General features: G+C 46.2%; 17 protein-coding genes and 1 tRNA gene. 14 read left to right on the top strand and 4 right to left on the bottom strand.

Annotated elements, in window-relative coordinates; translation table 11 throughout:
* Positions 1–100 precede the first annotated feature (100 nt).
* On the top strand, positions 101–862 hold the full coding sequence (locus AC5EF3_RS02420; protein ID WP_015828187.1) for a DUF4908 domain-containing protein: 762 nt from the start codon (positions 101–103) through the stop codon (positions 860–862).
* A 4-nt stretch (positions 863–866) separates the two neighbouring features.
* Here AC5EF3_RS02420 and gloB read toward each other — a convergent pair whose 3' ends face one another.
* Positions 867–1,655 (bottom strand): hydroxyacylglutathione hydrolase, encoded by a 789-nt coding sequence (gene gloB / locus AC5EF3_RS02415; RefSeq protein ID WP_493546884.1) that lies wholly within the window; start codon positions 1,653–1,655, stop codon positions 867–869.
* 77 nt (positions 1,656–1,732) lie between these two features.
* On the opposite strand from gloB, the gene AC5EF3_RS02410 reads away from it, so the two are divergent.
* Positions 1,733–2,512 (top strand): methyltransferase domain-containing protein, encoded by a 780-nt coding sequence (locus AC5EF3_RS02410; protein WP_015828185.1) that lies wholly within the window; start codon positions 1,733–1,735, stop codon positions 2,510–2,512.
* An 80-nt stretch (positions 2,513–2,592) separates the two neighbouring features.
* A complete protein-coding gene (locus AC5EF3_RS02405; protein ID WP_015828184.1) occupies positions 2,593–2,937 on the top strand; it encodes a P-II family nitrogen regulator in 345 nt (114 codons plus the stop codon).
* 478 nt (positions 2,938–3,415) lie between these two features.
* Here AC5EF3_RS02405 and AC5EF3_RS02400 read toward each other — a convergent pair.
* Positions 3,416–3,491: transfer RNA gene (locus AC5EF3_RS02400), tRNA-Ala, on the bottom strand.
* Between the two features lie 181 nt (positions 3,492–3,672).
* Positions 3,673–4,143 carry an FYDLN acid domain-containing protein gene (locus AC5EF3_RS02395; protein WP_015828183.1) on the bottom strand — a complete coding sequence of 157 codons (471 nt, stop codon included), beginning with the start codon at positions 4,141–4,143 and terminating at the stop codon, positions 3,673–3,675.
* A 137-nt stretch (positions 4,144–4,280) separates the two neighbouring features.
* On the opposite strand from AC5EF3_RS02395, the gene aroA reads away from it, so the two are divergent.
* The 11 genes from aroA to AC5EF3_RS02340 all read left to right on the top strand — a co-directional run bounded on the left by aroA (position 4,281) and on the right by AC5EF3_RS02340 (position 14,770).
* Positions 4,281–5,597, top strand: coding sequence for a 3-phosphoshikimate 1-carboxyvinyltransferase (gene aroA, locus AC5EF3_RS02390; protein ID WP_493546883.1), 1,317 nt, complete (start codon positions 4,281–4,283; stop codon positions 5,595–5,597).
* A gap of 6 nt (positions 5,598–5,603) precedes the next feature.
* Entirely contained in the window at positions 5,604–6,233 is a 630-nt protein-coding gene (gene cmk, locus AC5EF3_RS02385; RefSeq protein WP_493546900.1) for a (d)CMP kinase, read from the top strand.
* A 194-nt stretch (positions 6,234–6,427) separates the two neighbouring features.
* Positions 6,428–8,122: a 30S ribosomal protein S1 gene (gene rpsA, locus AC5EF3_RS02380; protein ID WP_015828180.1), complete on the top strand. Its 1,695-nt coding sequence runs from the start codon at positions 6,428–6,430 to the stop codon at positions 8,120–8,122.
* A gap of 106 nt (positions 8,123–8,228) precedes the next feature.
* A complete protein-coding gene (ihfB, locus tag AC5EF3_RS02375; protein ID WP_015828179.1) occupies positions 8,229–8,528 on the top strand; it encodes an integration host factor subunit beta in 300 nt (99 codons plus the stop codon).
* A gap of 153 nt (positions 8,529–8,681) precedes the next feature.
* Positions 8,682–9,086, top strand: a complete 405-nt coding sequence (gene mscL, locus AC5EF3_RS02370) for a large-conductance mechanosensitive channel protein MscL (RefSeq protein ID WP_015828178.1) — start codon at positions 8,682–8,684, stop codon at positions 9,084–9,086.
* A gap of 148 nt (positions 9,087–9,234) precedes the next feature.
* Positions 9,235–9,876, top strand: a complete 642-nt coding sequence (locus AC5EF3_RS02365) for a phosphoribosylanthranilate isomerase (RefSeq protein ID WP_493546882.1) — start codon at positions 9,235–9,237, stop codon at positions 9,874–9,876.
* Between the two features lie 128 nt (positions 9,877–10,004).
* Positions 10,005–11,219, top strand: a complete 1,215-nt coding sequence (trpB, locus tag AC5EF3_RS02360) for a tryptophan synthase subunit beta (RefSeq protein WP_493546881.1) — start codon at positions 10,005–10,007, stop codon at positions 11,217–11,219.
* A 1-nt stretch (position 11,220) separates the two neighbouring features.
* Positions 11,221–11,541: a divalent-cation tolerance protein CutA gene (gene cutA, locus AC5EF3_RS02355; RefSeq protein WP_041301576.1), complete on the top strand. Its 321-nt coding sequence runs from the start codon at positions 11,221–11,223 to the stop codon at positions 11,539–11,541.
* Between the two features lie 5 nt (positions 11,542–11,546).
* Complete coding sequence (gene trpA, locus AC5EF3_RS02350; RefSeq protein ID WP_015828174.1) at positions 11,547–12,371, top strand: tryptophan synthase subunit alpha; 825 nt, start codon at positions 11,547–11,549, stop codon at positions 12,369–12,371.
* A 30-nt stretch (positions 12,372–12,401) separates the two neighbouring features.
* Positions 12,402–13,442 carry an acetyl-CoA carboxylase carboxyltransferase subunit beta gene (locus tag AC5EF3_RS02345; protein WP_015828173.1) on the top strand — a complete coding sequence of 347 codons (1,041 nt, stop codon included), beginning with the start codon at positions 12,402–12,404 and terminating at the stop codon, positions 13,440–13,442.
* A gap of 8 nt (positions 13,443–13,450) precedes the next feature.
* Complete coding sequence (locus AC5EF3_RS02340) at positions 13,451–14,770, top strand: bifunctional folylpolyglutamate synthase/dihydrofolate synthase (RefSeq protein WP_493546880.1); 1,320 nt, start codon at positions 13,451–13,453, stop codon at positions 14,768–14,770.
* Positions 14,771–14,829: 59 nt separating this feature from the next.
* Here the strand turns inward: AC5EF3_RS02340 and trxA are convergent, their stop codons facing one another.
* A complete protein-coding gene (trxA, locus tag AC5EF3_RS02335) occupies positions 14,830–15,150 on the bottom strand; it encodes a thioredoxin (RefSeq protein WP_015828171.1) in 321 nt (106 codons plus the stop codon).
* Between the last annotated feature and the right edge of the window lie 84 nt (positions 15,151–15,234).

Here is a 15,234-nt window from a genome sequence, read left to right as displayed (position 1 = left end):
GCACAATGGATTAGCGCAGAAGCGGTCTTGGCAAACAAGGCTGCTTCTTTAATAAATTGGTACTAATTCTGCCTAAAATCTGCCCTAGTCGAGGGGCTTTATGACAAACATGAAACATTCAAGACGTAATTATTCTCGCGTATTGTTGCTGGCCTCCGCTTTGGTTGTCGGATTTGTTGCGCCTGCAATGGCATATGATCCGCCACGCCCTTCAAATGCTGATCTTGTTTCTATGCTGAATGCTCAGCTGGCCCCTAGCACGCGGCCTGCTTATTATCGCGACTCTTCATCTGGTCGGCGTTTCCTGTTTGATAGAACAGGTCCGCACGCGCTTTTGAAATATGAAGATGAAGATGAAGTGTTTGCTTTGCGCGCAAGTAATGGACCGCGTGGAGATCAATTCTATCGCACAGATACAGGTCGTGTCTTTTTGCGTGTTACAGAATTAGGCAATGTAATTGTTTTTCCATTTGGGGATCGTCATGGCGCGCCCACAACATTGGACGCCACTTCAAATGCCATTATTCCTCCGCCGCACCCAACAGATTTTAAAGAGGCGTTGAGGCAGGTTTCAAGCAATTTGGCTGAGACTTTAGGAGAAGCGCCAAGGATATCAGTTGATAAGGCGCTGAGTGATTATGCTGATTGGACCATGGAAGCGGTTCAAACGGCTTCTATAGGTGTTGAGCTTGCAAAAAAATACGCAAATGTAGATTTGAGAAGTATTTCTTTGAAGCAGGGCGATGCTGCGCGATTATCCATTCAGGGGACAAGCCTAAGCATAGTTATTGCGCCGGCAGATGGGTTTGCAGGGCGACCATCTTCAGAGGCAATTGCTAAGGCTTATGTCTCCTTACAATAATTGACTAGAAATTATCTTTCATTTTTCGGATATGCGCAAAAACATCAATTGGTGATTTGCCTTGCATGTTCAATAAATTGATCATTTGGGTAGAATCAGCGCGCAAAAAAGGATTGGTTTGTTTTTCCTTACCAAGCAGCGCGGGAATAGTCGGCTGCTGATCTGCTCTCAAGTCTCGCAGGGTTTTGGCGTAAGCTTTTAGGTCTTCATTTTCAGCGTCGATAGATTCTGTGAATTTTAGATTTGCAAGCGTATATTCATGCGCGCAATAAATCTTGGTTGTGTCGGGAAGGGCGCGAATCTTTTTTAGACTATTCCAGAACATCTCAGGATTGCCTTCAAACATACGCCCGCACCCTAATGCAAACATGGTGTCTCCAACAAAAGCAGCGTCTAGAATAGGAATGTAATAGCTGATATGTTCCAGCGTATGTCCGGGCGTAGATAAGACTTCGATAGAAAGATCGCCAAAATTCAAGGTTTCGCCTCCCGTCAGGACGTCATCGAGAGGGGCTTGAAGGCGAGAATTTACTTCTTGGGGGCCAAAGATGCGGCATCCAGTAGCTTCTTGTATTTTTGCATTGCCGCCTGCATGATCTGCATGCCAATGTGTGTTTAGGATATGTGTGATATTCCAGCCCTTGGAAGCGGCAATATTGAGTATTGTTTCGGCATCAGGGGAATCGATGCTGATGGTCGAATTTGATGCAGGGTGATGAATTAAGTACCCATAATTGTCGCTTAAACACGCAAACATGCACACAATTGGAGCAGATGGTGGTGGATTTGGCATTTTTTGGGCACCTGTATTCAAAATGAAGAGTCAGTTAAGGTTAGGTTACAACCAGAATATTGTGGAGGGCAAAGCATTTGCGCGTTGAGGTGGGTCGTTTGAAGGCATTTTACAATACTCCGCTAGGTAAAGCTGCGTATGAAATGATTTTGCGTCGCATTGAAGCTATATGGCCACATGCTGATGATTTGGATGTTTTGAGTTTTGGATATGGTCAGGAATTTCTAAACACATACGCTCAAGACACGCGGCGAGCCATTTGTGCAGCACCAGCTGCGCAAGGCGCTGTGTGTTGGCCGTCTTCGTCCAATTCGTCGACAACCTTAGTTGAAGAAGATAAATTACCATTTGCCGATGCCGTTTTTGATCGTATTTTGGTGATACATGGGCTGGAAGATGCAGATAATCCCGATCGATTAATGCGTGAATTATGGCGTGTTGCAGCCCCCGAGGCACGTATATTAATGGTTGCTGCCAATAGATCTGGATTGTGGTCTCAAGCTGAATCGACGCCTTTTGGGCATGGGCGACCATACACAAAGAAGCAGCTGAATGGCTTGTTGAAAACAGCGATGTTTCAGCCAACTGCGTGGACGCGGGCATTATATGCACCTCCTGTCAGTTTAAAGCTTGTCACGTCGGCTGCAGATGCTTGGGAAAAGACAGGTGAAATTGCATGGAAGGGGTTTGGAGGGGTGTTGATGGTAGAGGCGGTCAAGCAGCTATATATCGACCCGCAAATCCCAAATGCACAGCAGCAACGTGTTAACCGGCCTGCGCGTGCCAATGTCATTCGACCTGAAGCTTCTCGTCATTCCAGAAATGAAAATGACGAAAAACGAAAACACGTTGCCTGAGATGATTGGGCTAGACGTGAGTGGAGTAACTGCCGGGGCGATATTTTTTGACCCCCATTTTTTATAGAAGGAGAGACACTATGAAACTAATTACTGCTGTCTTTAAACCAAGTCGTCTTGATGCTGTTCTTGATGCTGTCACTGAGGTGGGGGCATCTGGTGTAACTGTATCTGAGGTTCGTGGTTATGGACGTCAACATGGTAAAACAGAAGTTTACCGTGGTGCTGAATATGAAGTACGTCTTCTACCAAAAGTGAAGGTAGAAATCGCAACGTCATCAGACCTTGTTGAAAAAGTCGTTGAAGCTGTTTCAACAGCGGCAAACACAAACAAAATCGGAGATGGTAAGATCTTCGTTTCTGATCTTGAAAGCGTATTACGCATCCGTACTGGTGAGCGTGACGCTGCAGCATTGGTCGGTTAATCGCCAGACTAATAACTCCGAAATGCTAAGAGTTGAGAATTGTAAGATTAGCGACTTTATGCATTTCGGGGGCTGTTGGGCATATTCCTCATTCGGAATTGCCTCTGATAAAATGAAGCTGAGCCTATTTAGTTTTTGTTGATTCCAAGTCGGGACTTGGAAGAAAGATAGTGTTCGCGTTTTTTTAAACAGAACTATCGCGCTAAATTTATCATTCCCATCTCAGATTTATTGTTTTCAGCAATGTGTGAAGCCAACTCACACCATCCTCACACGCAATTGATATTCTTTCGGTATTCAATCGAGACGATCTCAACAGCCAGCGCACATAATCTCGATATGAAATCATGACTCAATCCACAAAATTTAAATAAACGTGTGGCCCATTTAGCGATAAATAAGATGCATGGCGACTTAGTTTCGTCTCACAAGCGTCAATTCAAATCACTGTATATAGCTATAAGATTTTAAAAGAAAATGGTGGAGCCTAGCGGGATCGAACCGCTGACCTCTTCGCTGCCAGCGAAGCGCTCTCCCAGCTGAGCTAAGGCCCCATTTCGCGTCGTGATCATGAGACCATGGACAGGGAAGGCGTTTAGTATACTGCGTTTATGTCAGGATCAAGTGTTTTTTCGAGTATTCACGTCAGCGCGTTGTATTTAAAGGGGTAAGAATAAAAAAGCCCACAACCTTTCAAGGTCGTGGGCTTTAAAATATGCTTATCACATACGGTTTTTAGGTGATGTCGTCGTCATCTCCAAGATCGAGATCGTCGTCATCATCAAGATCTGGAAGGTCTTCGTCGTCTTCTACGATAGACATGCCAGCTTCATCTTCGTCGATTTCGTCTTCGACACCTGGTTCAGCAATGCGTTGTTTTGCACCTGGAGTGTCGTCTTCTTCATCATCACCGATTTCAACAGTGTCAGCTTCAGCGTCGATTTCAGGCACATCTACAATGTCTTCATCGTCATCATCGTCATCATCAGGAGATTTTTTCTTTACCTGATCTTCTGCATCATCGTCGTCATCATCTTCTTCGGGCTCTTCAGCCTCTTTCCCTTTGCCGCGCTTCGCTGTAATAGCGGCAATTGGGTCGTATGTGTGACCGCATTTTGGACAAATGGCCGGTCTTTTCTTTAGGTCATAAAATTTGGCTTCGCATTCCGGACAGGTTTGCTTTTCACCGAGATCTGCTTTTGACACGTTGGAAACCCTCTAAATTCTTTGTTTGCGGGCGGTTGCCATGTTAATGCGCCAGTGTAAAGCGCTAGATGACAATCTGAGCAGATTCTTTTGTGATATGACAGTGATTAATACAATACCAACAGGAGCATTCTTTTATGCGCGCAACATCTAAACCTATTTCCCGCCTTGATGGTGCTTTGCGTGCGCCAGGTGATAAATCATGCTCACACCGTGCACTGATGTTTGCTGGCTTGGCGGAAGGAACAAGCTTTATTGAAGGCCTTTTGGAAGGCGAGGACGTAAAAGATACAGCCAAAGCAATGGCTGCGTGTGGCGCTGATGTTGAGCGCATATCATTGCGTCGCTGGAAAGTGACAGGCGTGGGTGCGGCTGGTTTGAAAAATCCCAAAAATATTTTGGACATGGGAAATTCAGGTACGGGCGCACGACTCATGATGGGCCTAGTCGCGGGTCAGAAATTAAAAGCAACATTTGATGGTGATGTCAGTTTGAGATCGCGCCCAATGGGACGCGTATTGGACCCGTTGGCTGAAATGGGAGCTAAAAACGAATCAAATGGTGGCAAATTACCTTTGACGTTGGAAGGTGCTTCGTTAAGTGCAATCGAATACACACCGCCACACGCCTCAGCACAGGTGAAGTCTTGTGTTATGCTGGCCGGACTTGGTGCGACAGGCACGACAATTGTGAATGAACCACGCAAAACTCGCGATCATACTGAGCGCATGTTACGCGCTTTTGGCGTGACTGTTGATGTTGAAGAGAAAGATGGAGGATGCCGCATTTCTCTTGAAGGTGGGCAGCAGCTGACAGCGACAAATGTGGATATTCCAGGAGATCCATCGTCTGCGACATTTCTTTGGGCTGCTGGCTTGCTAGTGCAAGAAGGAAGTGTGTCTGTTCTTAATGTGATGGAAAACAACACACGTGATGGCTTGGTGCATGCAGCAAAAGCTATGGGTGCCAATTTGAATGTCGTTAAGACAGGGGAAGCAGGCGGAGAGGTGATCACGACGATAACGTCCATACCATCATCATTGAATGCTGCGACACCTGAATTGGCGATTGTACCTGCGATGATTGATGAGTTTCCACTATTTGGTGTGCTAGCGGCGTTTGCTGATGGTGATACGCTTGTTACAGGTGCTGAAGAATTACGTGTGAAAGAATCTGACCGTATCACCGCAACAGTGAATATGCTCAAAGCAAATGGTGTACATGCTGAAGAGCGACCAGATGGTTTCCTCGTGAGAGGTTGCGGGCGCGGCGGAGTGCCGGGCGGCGGAATTGTAGAAGCTTGCCATGATCACCGCATTGCTATGTCGGCTCTCGTTATGGGGTGTGCAGCCAAAGCTCCGGTATCTGTTGATGATGTTTCAGCGATTGCAACTAGCTACCCTGATTTCTTCGCGCATATGCAGGCATTGGGCGCAGATATAGAGCAAGGCTAGAGAATGATGATTATTGCTATTGATGGCACGCTAGCATCGGGTAAGGGGACTCTTGCAAAAAGGCTTGCGGCACATTTTGGTGTGCCACATATGGATACAGGCGCTTTGTATCGCGCAACTGGAGTGGCTGCGACGAGTGCTGGTGTTGACCTGACTGATGAAGATGCCTGCGCCGAAATTGCTGCCAAACTCGATTTAACTTTATATCCAGATGCTGATTTGCGAACAGCTGAAGCGGGGCAGTCTGCTTCTAAAGTTGCTGCATTGTCTAAAGTGCGTCAGGCATTGTTTGAATTACAACGCTCTTTTGCCGGTCAAAAGGGCGGGGCAGTTTTGGATGGCCGTGATATTGGAACAGTTGTCTGCCCCGAGGCGGATGTGAAATTTTGGGTCGACGCATCTGTAGAAGAGCGCGCTCGCAGGCGCTGCATGGAGCTCGAAAAAGCGGGCAAGCCGATTTCTTTGGAACAGATGATTGCCGAGTTGCGTGAGCGGGATATTCGAGACAAGACACGTGAAGTTGCCCCTATGAAACCGGCAGAGGATGCTCTACAATTGGATACGACCCAAATGGGGCCTGATGATGTTTTTGAAACAGCGCTAAATTTCGCTTTAAAAAAGGGATTTGTCGCTTAAAAAGCGCAAATTGGCTGATTCTTGCAAAATCAACCGCAGATTCCCTGTGTTTCTGGCTGTAAGCCTTGACTTATTGGCCTTGCGGCGGGATACCGCCCGCTCTCCTGTGGAGAAAATAAATATAAGCTACGTGGTGTAGCGAGACCGCTGGGACAACCAGCTGGCCTGTAACGACGATAAAATTTGGAGTGTTGATGTCTGACCTAGACTCGATGAATCCGAGCACCGACGACTTTGCCGCGATGTTCGAAGACAGTTTTTCCGGTAACTCAATGATTGAAGGCCGGGTTATCCCAGCCACAGTTACTGCAGTTGATAACGACTTTGTGGTTGTTGATGTCGGTTTGAAAACTGAAGGTCGTATTCCGACTAGAGAATTTTCCCAAGACAAGCGTCCTGAAGTTGGTGCATTGGTTGAAGTTTTCCTTGAGCGCATCGAAAACGCGCTCGGAGACGCAGTTCTTTCCCGCGACAAAGCGCGCCGTGAAGAAGCATGGAACCGTCTTGAAGGGCAGTACGCTGCTAAAGAAACTATCAAGGGTGCAATTGTTGGCCGTGTTAAAGGTGGATTCACCGTTGACCTTGGCGGCGTAAACGCATTCCTTCCTGGTTCACAAGTTGACATTCGTCCAATCCGTGACGTTGGTCCTCTTATGGGTCAAGAACAACCATTCGCCATTCTTAAAATGGACCGTCCACGTGGAAACATTGTTGTTTCACGTCGTGCCGTTCTTGAAGAGTCTCGCGCAGAACAGCGCGCTGAGATCGTTGGCAACATGGGTGAAGGCGAACAGCGTCGCGGTGTTGTTAAGAACATCACTGATTATGGAGCATTCGTTGACCTTGGTGGAATTGATGGTCTTCTACACGTCACAGACATGTCTTGGAAACGCGTATCGCACCCAAGCCAAGTTGTAGAAGTTGGTCAAGAAGTTGAAGTTCAGATCATCAAGATCAATCCAGACACGCAACGTATCTCTCTAGGTATGAAGCAATTGATGTCAGACCCATGGGATGGCGTTGCAGCGAAATACCCACTCGGTGCGAAACTATCTGGTCGCGTCACAAACATCACTGATTATGGTGCGTTTGTTGAGCTAGAAGATGGTGTTGAAGGTCTTATCCACGTTTCTGAAATGAGCTGGACTAAGAAAAACCTACACCCAGGCAAAATCATCTCTTCTTCTCAAGAAGTGGAAGTTATGGTTCTTGATGTTGATAGCGACAAGCGTCGTATCTCACTTGGCCTTAAGCAAACTCAGAACAACCCATGGGAAGCATTCATTGCTGAAAACCCAACAGGTTCTGATGTTGAAGGTGAAGTTCGCGGAATCACAGAATTCGGTATGTTTATCGGTCTTGGTCCTGAGCTTGATGGTATGGTTCACATCAACGACATCGACTGGAACCGTTCTGGCGAAGAAGCCATTCAAGACTTCAACAAAGGCGACACTGTTAAAGCACGTGTTCTTGATGTTGATGTTGAGAAAGAACGTATTTCTCTTGGTATCAAACAGCTTACTGGTGACCCAATTGAAACTTCTGATGTTCGCAAGAACAAAACAGTTACTGTAACTGTGACTGAAGTTGCTTCTGGTGGTATCGAAGTTTCCTTCGGTGATGAAGGTCAGGAAATGACTGCATTCATCCGTAAATCTGATCTATCTCGTGACCGTGCAGAGCAACGTCCAGAGCGTTTCTCAGTAGGTGACAAGATCGATGCTCTTATTACACAGTTCGACAAAGCGTCTCGCCGCGTTGGATTGTCTGTGAAAGCGCTAGAGATTCGCGAAGAGAAAGAAGCAGTAGAGCAATATGGTTCAGCCGAATCAGGTGCTTCTCTTGGTGATATTCTAAGTGCGGCTCTTAAGACTGACGACGAAAACTAAGAAATCGCCCCTTAAAAGGCTGTCGGAGATGCATTTCCGATAAAAAAATAGCGATAAGGCCCGAGAAGTACTTGCTTTTCGGGCCTTTTTCATTTCAAGTTGTCATATGCTACGTTCAGAACTCATATTGCGTCTGTCAGAAGAACGCCCAGAAATTCGCCCACGAGAAGTTGAGCGGATCGTGGACGTCATTCTTGACGAGATCGCAGCGGCTCTAGAAGCAGGCGACCGCGTTGAACTTCGTGGTTTTGGTGCTTTTTCCGTTCGTCAGCGAGAAGCGCGAACAGGTCGTAATCCGCGGACAGGTGAATCAGTGCCTGTTGAACAGAAATTTGTCCCGTTCTTTAAGGCTGGGAAAGAGCTTCGTGCGCGTTTAAATAATGGCGAAGATCCCGAAGATAGGTAGTCTTTATCAATAATATAGGTTGAGCTTAGATTAGGTTGTTAAACCTAGTACTGCACTGTGTTATTGCGACGAAAGTCGAAATGTGTACGTTAGAATCTTTCAAATGATTCGCGTAATCGGACACGAATCGATCTTTAAAAAGGGGCTGAACTTATGGGAATGATTACTGAATTCAAAGAATTTGCGATGAAGGGCAACCTCGTCGATATGGCTGTTGGTTTCATCATGGGGGGCGCGTTCGCAACTGTGGTGAAGTCTTTTGTGGATGACATCATAATGCCGCCAATCGGTTTGCTTTTGGGCGGTGTAGATTTTGCCAATTTAGCATACGTTTTGAAGCCAGCTGATGCTGAAGCAGGAACAGAAGCAGTCGCAATTAGCTATGGATTGTTCATTAATAACGCGATTTCATTTCTCATTGTTGCGTTGGCTGTATTCTTCGTGATTAAGGGCATGAACAACCTGAAGAAAAAAGAGGAAGAAGCGCCTGCAGAGCCTGCAGCTCCTCCTGCTCAGGAAGTACTTCTTGCTGAAATCAGAGACTTGCTTAAGAAATAATTATCGTTTATACAGCAACGCATGTAGAGTTTAAAGTATATTACGGAAGGGCGGCCTTTATGGTCGCCTTTCTTGTTTTAGCTCTAAGTATTTCTTTGTATACTGACAAATATGTACAATAAAGAATTTGCTTTAGGTGTTTAAGCTTATGAAAAATGTGAAGATTTGTGGCCTTCAAGATATGGCCATGATTGACGTCGCAATTAATGCTGGTGCCGAGCATCTTGGTTTTGTACATTTTCAGAAAAGCCCGCGTCACCTTGAATTGCAGGCAATTGAAAATCTCACAAATTATGTCGGTGATAAATGCATGACTTGGGTTGTGCTAGCAAAACCCAGTATTGAGGTTCTGCGCGATATCTCTCAGCATGTGCCGAGTGTAGGTGGTTTGCAAATTCACGGCGACATTACAGATGAGATGTTGCATTTGGTTAGGGCGATACGTCCAGATATGAATTTCATGCGCGCTTATTCTGTCGCAGATCAATCTGATTTTCCAAGTGACCAGGAAATGCGCAAATATGATTTTGTTCTGTTTGATGCCAAGCCCAGTCCAGAAGACAAGTTACCAGGTGGAAACGGAACGCGGTTCAATTGGCAGATCATGCAAGATTTTGATGTGCCGGTGCCGTGGTTTCTTGCTGGTGGTCTGAATGCGGGTAATGTGAAAGACGCTATCTTTCAATCTGGTGCGCATATGGTTGATGTCTCTTCGGGCGTTGAAATTAGTCCTGGTCAGAAAGATGCAAATCTTATTCGGAGCTTTATTTCTGCGGTTATTACAACATAAGCCTAGTTTTTCTTGAACGATATGCGAAGAAAAACAATCTTTTGCAAAAATCACGCGTATAAAGCGTGGTACTTTTCAGGTGTTCACGCTATCTGAATGCTTCAGTTGATTTAGAAGGATGTTTCGTCATGGACACGCGCAATACTTGGAATAAATGGCCTGACGAAAGCGGACGTTTTGGAGAGTTTGGTGGACGCTATGTTGCCGAGACTTTAATGCCGCTTATCCTCGATCTTGAAAAAGAATACGAAGCTGCAAAAGCAGACCCGGAATTTGAAAAGCTATATCGAGGCTTGATGCAGGATTATGTGGGGCGTCCATCGGCAATGTATTTTGCTGAACGCTTAACAGAGCATTTTGATGGTGCGAAAATATATTTCAAGCGGGATGAACTAAACCATACAGGATCACACAAGGTGAATAACTGTCTGGGGCAAGTACTATTGGCTTTGCGCATGGGCAAGACCCGCATTATTGCTGAAACTGGAGCAGGGCAGCACGGCGTGGCAACAGCTACTATCTGTGCACGCTTTGGCCTTCCATGTACTGTGTTTATGGGGGCGACTGATGTAGAGCGCCAAAAACCAAATGTGTTCCGCATGAAGCTCTTGGGCGCTGAAATTGTACCCGTATCATCAGGAACAGGTACGCTGAAAGACGCGATGAATGAAGCATTGCGCGATTGGGTGACGAATGTGCATGATACATTTTATTGTATTGGTACAGCCGCTGGTCCACACCCATACCCCGCTATGGTGCGTGATTTCCAATCTGTCATTGGCCGTGAAGCCAAAGCACAGATTATGGAACGCGAAGGTAGGCTTCCAGATGTCGTTATGGCGTGTATTGGTGGTGGATCTAACGCGATAGGATTATTCCATCCATTTCTAGAAGACGAAAACGTACGAATGATTGGTGTGGAAGCATCAGGTCACGGTATTGAAACAGGAGAACATGCCGCCGCTCTTAATGGCGGTGAGCCGGGTATCCTGCATGGAAACCGCACATATCTTCTTCAAGATGATGATGGTCAGATAATTGATGCGCACTCTATCTCTGCTGGATTGGATTATCCTGGTATCGGACCTGAACATTCCTTCCTGAAGGATACAGGCCGCGCTGAATATCTGACATGCACTGACAAAGAGGCTCTTGATGCTTTTCAGCTATGTACAAAACTAGAAGGTATCATTCCCGCGCTTGAGCCCGCACACGCAATTGCGCGCGTTGGTGATGTTGCTAAGGAGTTGGGTAAAGATGGCCTCATCATAATGAACTTATGTGGGCGTGGTGATAAAGATGTATTCTCTGTCGCGGGTCATCTTGGAATTGATATTGATTAGTATGACGAGCATCATTCTCATTCGTATCAATTGCCCTGATGATAAATGTGCGGCAGCAATTGGTGAAACACTTGTCCTTAAAAAGTTGGCGGCATGCATCAACATTGATGGGCCTGTCGAAGCTATATATATGTGGGAAGATGAGCTGGAACGCGAAGAGGAGTGGGTCCTTTGGGTTAAAGCTCCACATGAAAACTATAGCAAAATCGAAGCTGAGGTGATTGATCTTCACCCGCACGAAATTCCCGCAATACTTGCATTGCCTTGCATTGAATCAAATGCACGTTATGCAGATTGGCTAAACACAAACGCAAAGTCATAGAATTTATGCCTATTTCCCGTATATCTGCTGCTTTTGAAAAAGCTAAAACACAAAACCGCGCAGCGTTTGTGACCTATATGATGTGTGGTGATCCAGATCTGGAAACATCTTTTGAGGCAGCTCAAGCGCTCGCTGAGAATGGTGCGGATATCATTGAACTGGGCGCACCTTTTACTGACCCAATGGCAGATGGTCCGGCTATTCAAAAAGCGGCTCAACGTTCCCTAAAAGCAGGAACGAAGTTGGCGGATGTTTTGTCTGTCGCAAAACGTTTCCGCGAAACAAATCAAGATACTCCGCTAATTATCATGGGATATGCAAACCCTATCCATAAAATGGGGTATAAGGCATTTGCAGAGGCGGCCGCAGATTCTGGTGTAGATGGTGTTATCACTGTTGATTTACCACCTGAAGAAGATGCGGAATTGCGCGGATACCTTGCAGACTTGGAACTCGCCGTTATTCGTCTGGCAACACCGACGACGACGCAAGCGCGTATGGAAACGGTTGCCAATGGATCATCAGGTTTTGTTTATTATGTGTCTGTTGCTGGGATTACTGGCGCAGGAACAGGTGCGCAAACAGATATTAAAGCGGGTGTAGACCGCGCAAAAAATGCATCTGGCTTACCAGTTGCTGTAGGTTTTGGAGTCAAAACAGCCGAGCAGGCAGCTGAATTTTCTCGGCTAGCTGATGGCGTTGTTGTTGGTTCTGCTATTGTTGAAGAAGTTCGTATGGCTGTTGAAGCAGGTATGCCGTCTGATGCACCAAGGCGTATGGGGACGCTGGTAAAGGTGCTTTCGGATGCAATTGCTGAAAGTCGATCATAAGATGAACATTAGAATACAGGGAATGACCAGATGAGCTGGCTAACAAATCTGCCACCGGGCCTGAAGAACGTGTTTGGAAAAAAAGACACGCCGGAAAACCTATGGATTAAATGTCCTAAATCTGGAGATCTTGTTTACAAGGACGATCTGGAAGCCTCTCTCTTCGTTACGCCTGCTGGCGCGCATTTACGTGTTGGGCCAGATTTGCGTTTTAAAAGCATGTTTGATGGTAGTGAGTATGAAGAGCTCGAACTGCCAGAAGTAGTCAAAGACCCTTTAAAATTTAAAGACGACCGTAAATATGTGGATCGATTGAAATCTTCCCGCGCTAAAACTGGTCGCGAAGACTGTATGGCTGCAGCGATTGGTAAAATCGGGAAACAGAATGCGGTTGTGTTGGTGCAAGATTTTGCTTTTATGGGCGGATCGCTTGGAATGGCGGCGGGTGAAGCTTTCATTACTGCTGCAGAAAAAGCGCTTGAAACAAAATCAGCTTTGATTATTTGCACGGCTTCTGGTGGTGCACGTATGCAAGAGGGAGCGTTGTCTCTCATGCAAATGCCTAGAACGACAGTCGCGATCACAGAATTAAAAGACGCAAGCTTGCCATACATTGTCGTGCTCACGGACCCGACCACGGGCGGTGTGGCTGCTTCTTATGCCATGATCGGAGACATTCACATTGGTGAACCTGAGGCAATGGTTGCTTTTGCGGGTGCACGTGTGATCGAGCAAACGATACGTGAAAAATTACCCGAAGGTTTTCAGCGGGCTGAGTTCCTACGTGAGCGCGGTATGGTGGATATGGTTGTAGACCGCCGCGATCTACCTGCAAAACTTGGTCAGATATTGTCTATGCTCATGGGTGGTAAGCCACTTCCGGAGGTTGAACCTATAGCTGTTGCTGATGTGGAAGAACTAGAAGCTGCTGAAGCAGAAGCTGCTCCTGACGAAGTTGTTGAAGTAGAAGCGCCGGCAGTTGACGAGATCGTCGAAGAGAAGCCTGCTGCTACGAAAGCGAAACCTCGCAGTAAGGCAAAATCAAAAGCTGCACCTAAGACTGACGAGTAATCTTGAGTGTGACTGAGGATAATGCCTTAAATGCTGCATTAGCGGCATTTAAGGATCCAAGAGGCCGGGTTGATATTCGGTTCGGGCTAGACCGTATAAAGCAGGCTTTAGCATCTCTGGGAGATCCTCAAAATAAACTGCCGCCTACAATTCATATAGCAGGAACAAACGGTAAAGGGTCTGTCGCAGCGTTTTTGCGCTCTATGGCAGAGGCTTCTGATCTTGGCGTGCATGTCTTCACATCGCCGCATTTAATTCGTGTGAATGAACGTATCCGCGTGGCGGGTAGGCTGGTCACAGATGATGAATTAATTGCAGCACTGGAGCGTGTTGAAGATACGGGCTGTGATCTCACATATTTTGAAGCGCTGACCGCTGCTGCATTCCTATTGTTTAGCCAAATTCAAGCTGATTTATGCATTGTTGAAACCGGGGCGGGTGGTGAGCTAGATTCAACGAACGTTATGGCGCGTCCCTCAGCCTGTATCATAACAAGTATTGGCCGTGATCACGAGCGCATGTTCGGTGTATCAGATATACCCTCAATTGCGCGCACCAAAGCTGGCATTATGCGCTCCGATGTTCCTGTTATCATATCTCAGCAGACTGAGAATGATGCCACACAAGCTCTGCTTGAGGCGGCAAAAGATAAAGGTGCCAATGTCGTTTTAGCAGAACGTGACTGGCAAGACAGTCTTGAAGATCAAAGCTTTGTTTTTGAAGATGATTCCGGCACTGTCAGAGCACCTTGGCTTGGGTTGGCTGGTCCGCATCAACGGATGAATGCTGGGGCAGCATGTGCGGCACTTAATGTGCTTGGTTTGCCTCATGTTACAAAGGCTACAATGTCTGTTGGTTTGCGCGAAGCTAGCTGGCCTGCAAGGATGCAAACGTTAAAAAGCGGTCCTCTACAAAAGGTGATTGGCGGGCGGGTTGTTGTAGATGGTGCGCACAATCCAGCAGCAGCTAAAGTTTTGGCGCAGGCTATAAAATCACAATTGGAATTTGATGAAGCAAAACCAATTATTTTGATGGCAATGCAAGGCAATAAAGATGCAGAAAAGATAATTGCTGAATTAGCGCCCTATGTGTCTCAATTTGTGATGACATCTTTACCAACAGATACTGGGCAAGAAGGTAGTTTGGGGGCTGATCCAAATAAACTTGTTGAGATCGCGCAGAGTTTTAAAGTCAGTGCTCAAGCCATTCCATCGCTAGAAAGCGCTATTGCGAAATTGGGTGATATTAAAGCTGATACCGTTTATATTTGCGGGTCACTTTATTTGGCGGGCGTGGTTCTGGCTTTGAATGAAGAACCAATTGTCTGATATAAAAAAAGCCTCGCAAACAAAGGTTTGAGAGGCTTTTTGTAGATAATTTCGAATATTTATGCTGATTCAGCAACCCATTCTTCGATGCGGCTTTTCGACATTGCACCAAGGTGCGTTGCAGCCACTTTACCATCTTTAAAAATCATCAAAGTTGGCATGCCGCGAACACCAAAGCGACCTGAAGTCATTGGGTTTTCATCCACATTGACTTTCACAATCTTGATCTCGCCTTCTTTTTCTTTGGCAAGCGCTTCAAGGTGAGGGCTGACTTGCTTACAAGGGCCACACCATTCTGCCCAGAAATCCACAATAATTGTGCCTTCTGATTGGATAACGTCTTCGTCAAATTTGTCGTCTGTCGTGTCAATCACGGTCATTGTTTTGTCTCCGTTAGAAACCTATTATCTTCCAGATAGTGCATATTCTGAAAATTTACACCCAAGCTTTTCTTTAAACGGTGT

It is taken from the genome of Hirschia sp., assembly GCF_058892565.1.
The sequence above is the reverse complement of the archived record's forward strand: the minus strand, read 5'-3'. Positions and strand labels throughout refer to the sequence as shown.

Bases quoted from the DNA above. Each gene is read 5' to 3' on its own strand.
- AC5EF3_RS02420 (WP_015828187.1), top strand. From the start codon at position 101: ATGACAAACATGAAACATTCAAGACGTAATTATTCTCGCGTATTGTTG.
- gloB (WP_493546884.1), bottom strand. From the start codon at position 1,655: ATGCCAAATCCACCACCATCTGCTCCAATTGTGTGCATGTTTGCGTGT.
- AC5EF3_RS02405 (WP_015828184.1), top strand. From the start codon at position 2,593: ATGAAACTAATTACTGCTGTCTTTAAACCAAGTCGTCTTGATGCTGTT.
- aroA (WP_493546883.1), top strand. From the start codon at position 4,281: ATGCGCGCAACATCTAAACCTATTTCCCGCCTTGATGGTGCTTTGCGT.
- cmk (WP_493546900.1), top strand. From the start codon at position 5,604: ATGATTATTGCTATTGATGGCACGCTAGCATCGGGTAAGGGGACTCTT.
- rpsA (WP_015828180.1), top strand. From the start codon at position 6,428: ATGTCTGACCTAGACTCGATGAATCCGAGCACCGACGACTTTGCCGCG.
- ihfB (WP_015828179.1), top strand. From the start codon at position 8,229: ATGCTACGTTCAGAACTCATATTGCGTCTGTCAGAAGAACGCCCAGAA.
- mscL (WP_015828178.1), top strand. From the start codon at position 8,682: ATGGGAATGATTACTGAATTCAAAGAATTTGCGATGAAGGGCAACCTC.
- AC5EF3_RS02365 (WP_493546882.1), top strand. From the start codon at position 9,235: ATGAAAAATGTGAAGATTTGTGGCCTTCAAGATATGGCCATGATTGAC.
- trpB (WP_493546881.1), top strand. From the start codon at position 10,005: ATGGACACGCGCAATACTTGGAATAAATGGCCTGACGAAAGCGGACGT.
- cutA (WP_041301576.1), top strand. From the start codon at position 11,221: ATGACGAGCATCATTCTCATTCGTATCAATTGCCCTGATGATAAATGT.
- trpA (WP_015828174.1), top strand. From the start codon at position 11,547: ATGCCTATTTCCCGTATATCTGCTGCTTTTGAAAAAGCTAAAACACAA.
- AC5EF3_RS02345 (WP_015828173.1), top strand. From the start codon at position 12,402: ATGAGCTGGCTAACAAATCTGCCACCGGGCCTGAAGAACGTGTTTGGA.
- trxA (WP_015828171.1), bottom strand. From the start codon at position 15,150: ATGACCGTGATTGACACGACAGACGACAAATTTGACGAAGACGTTATC.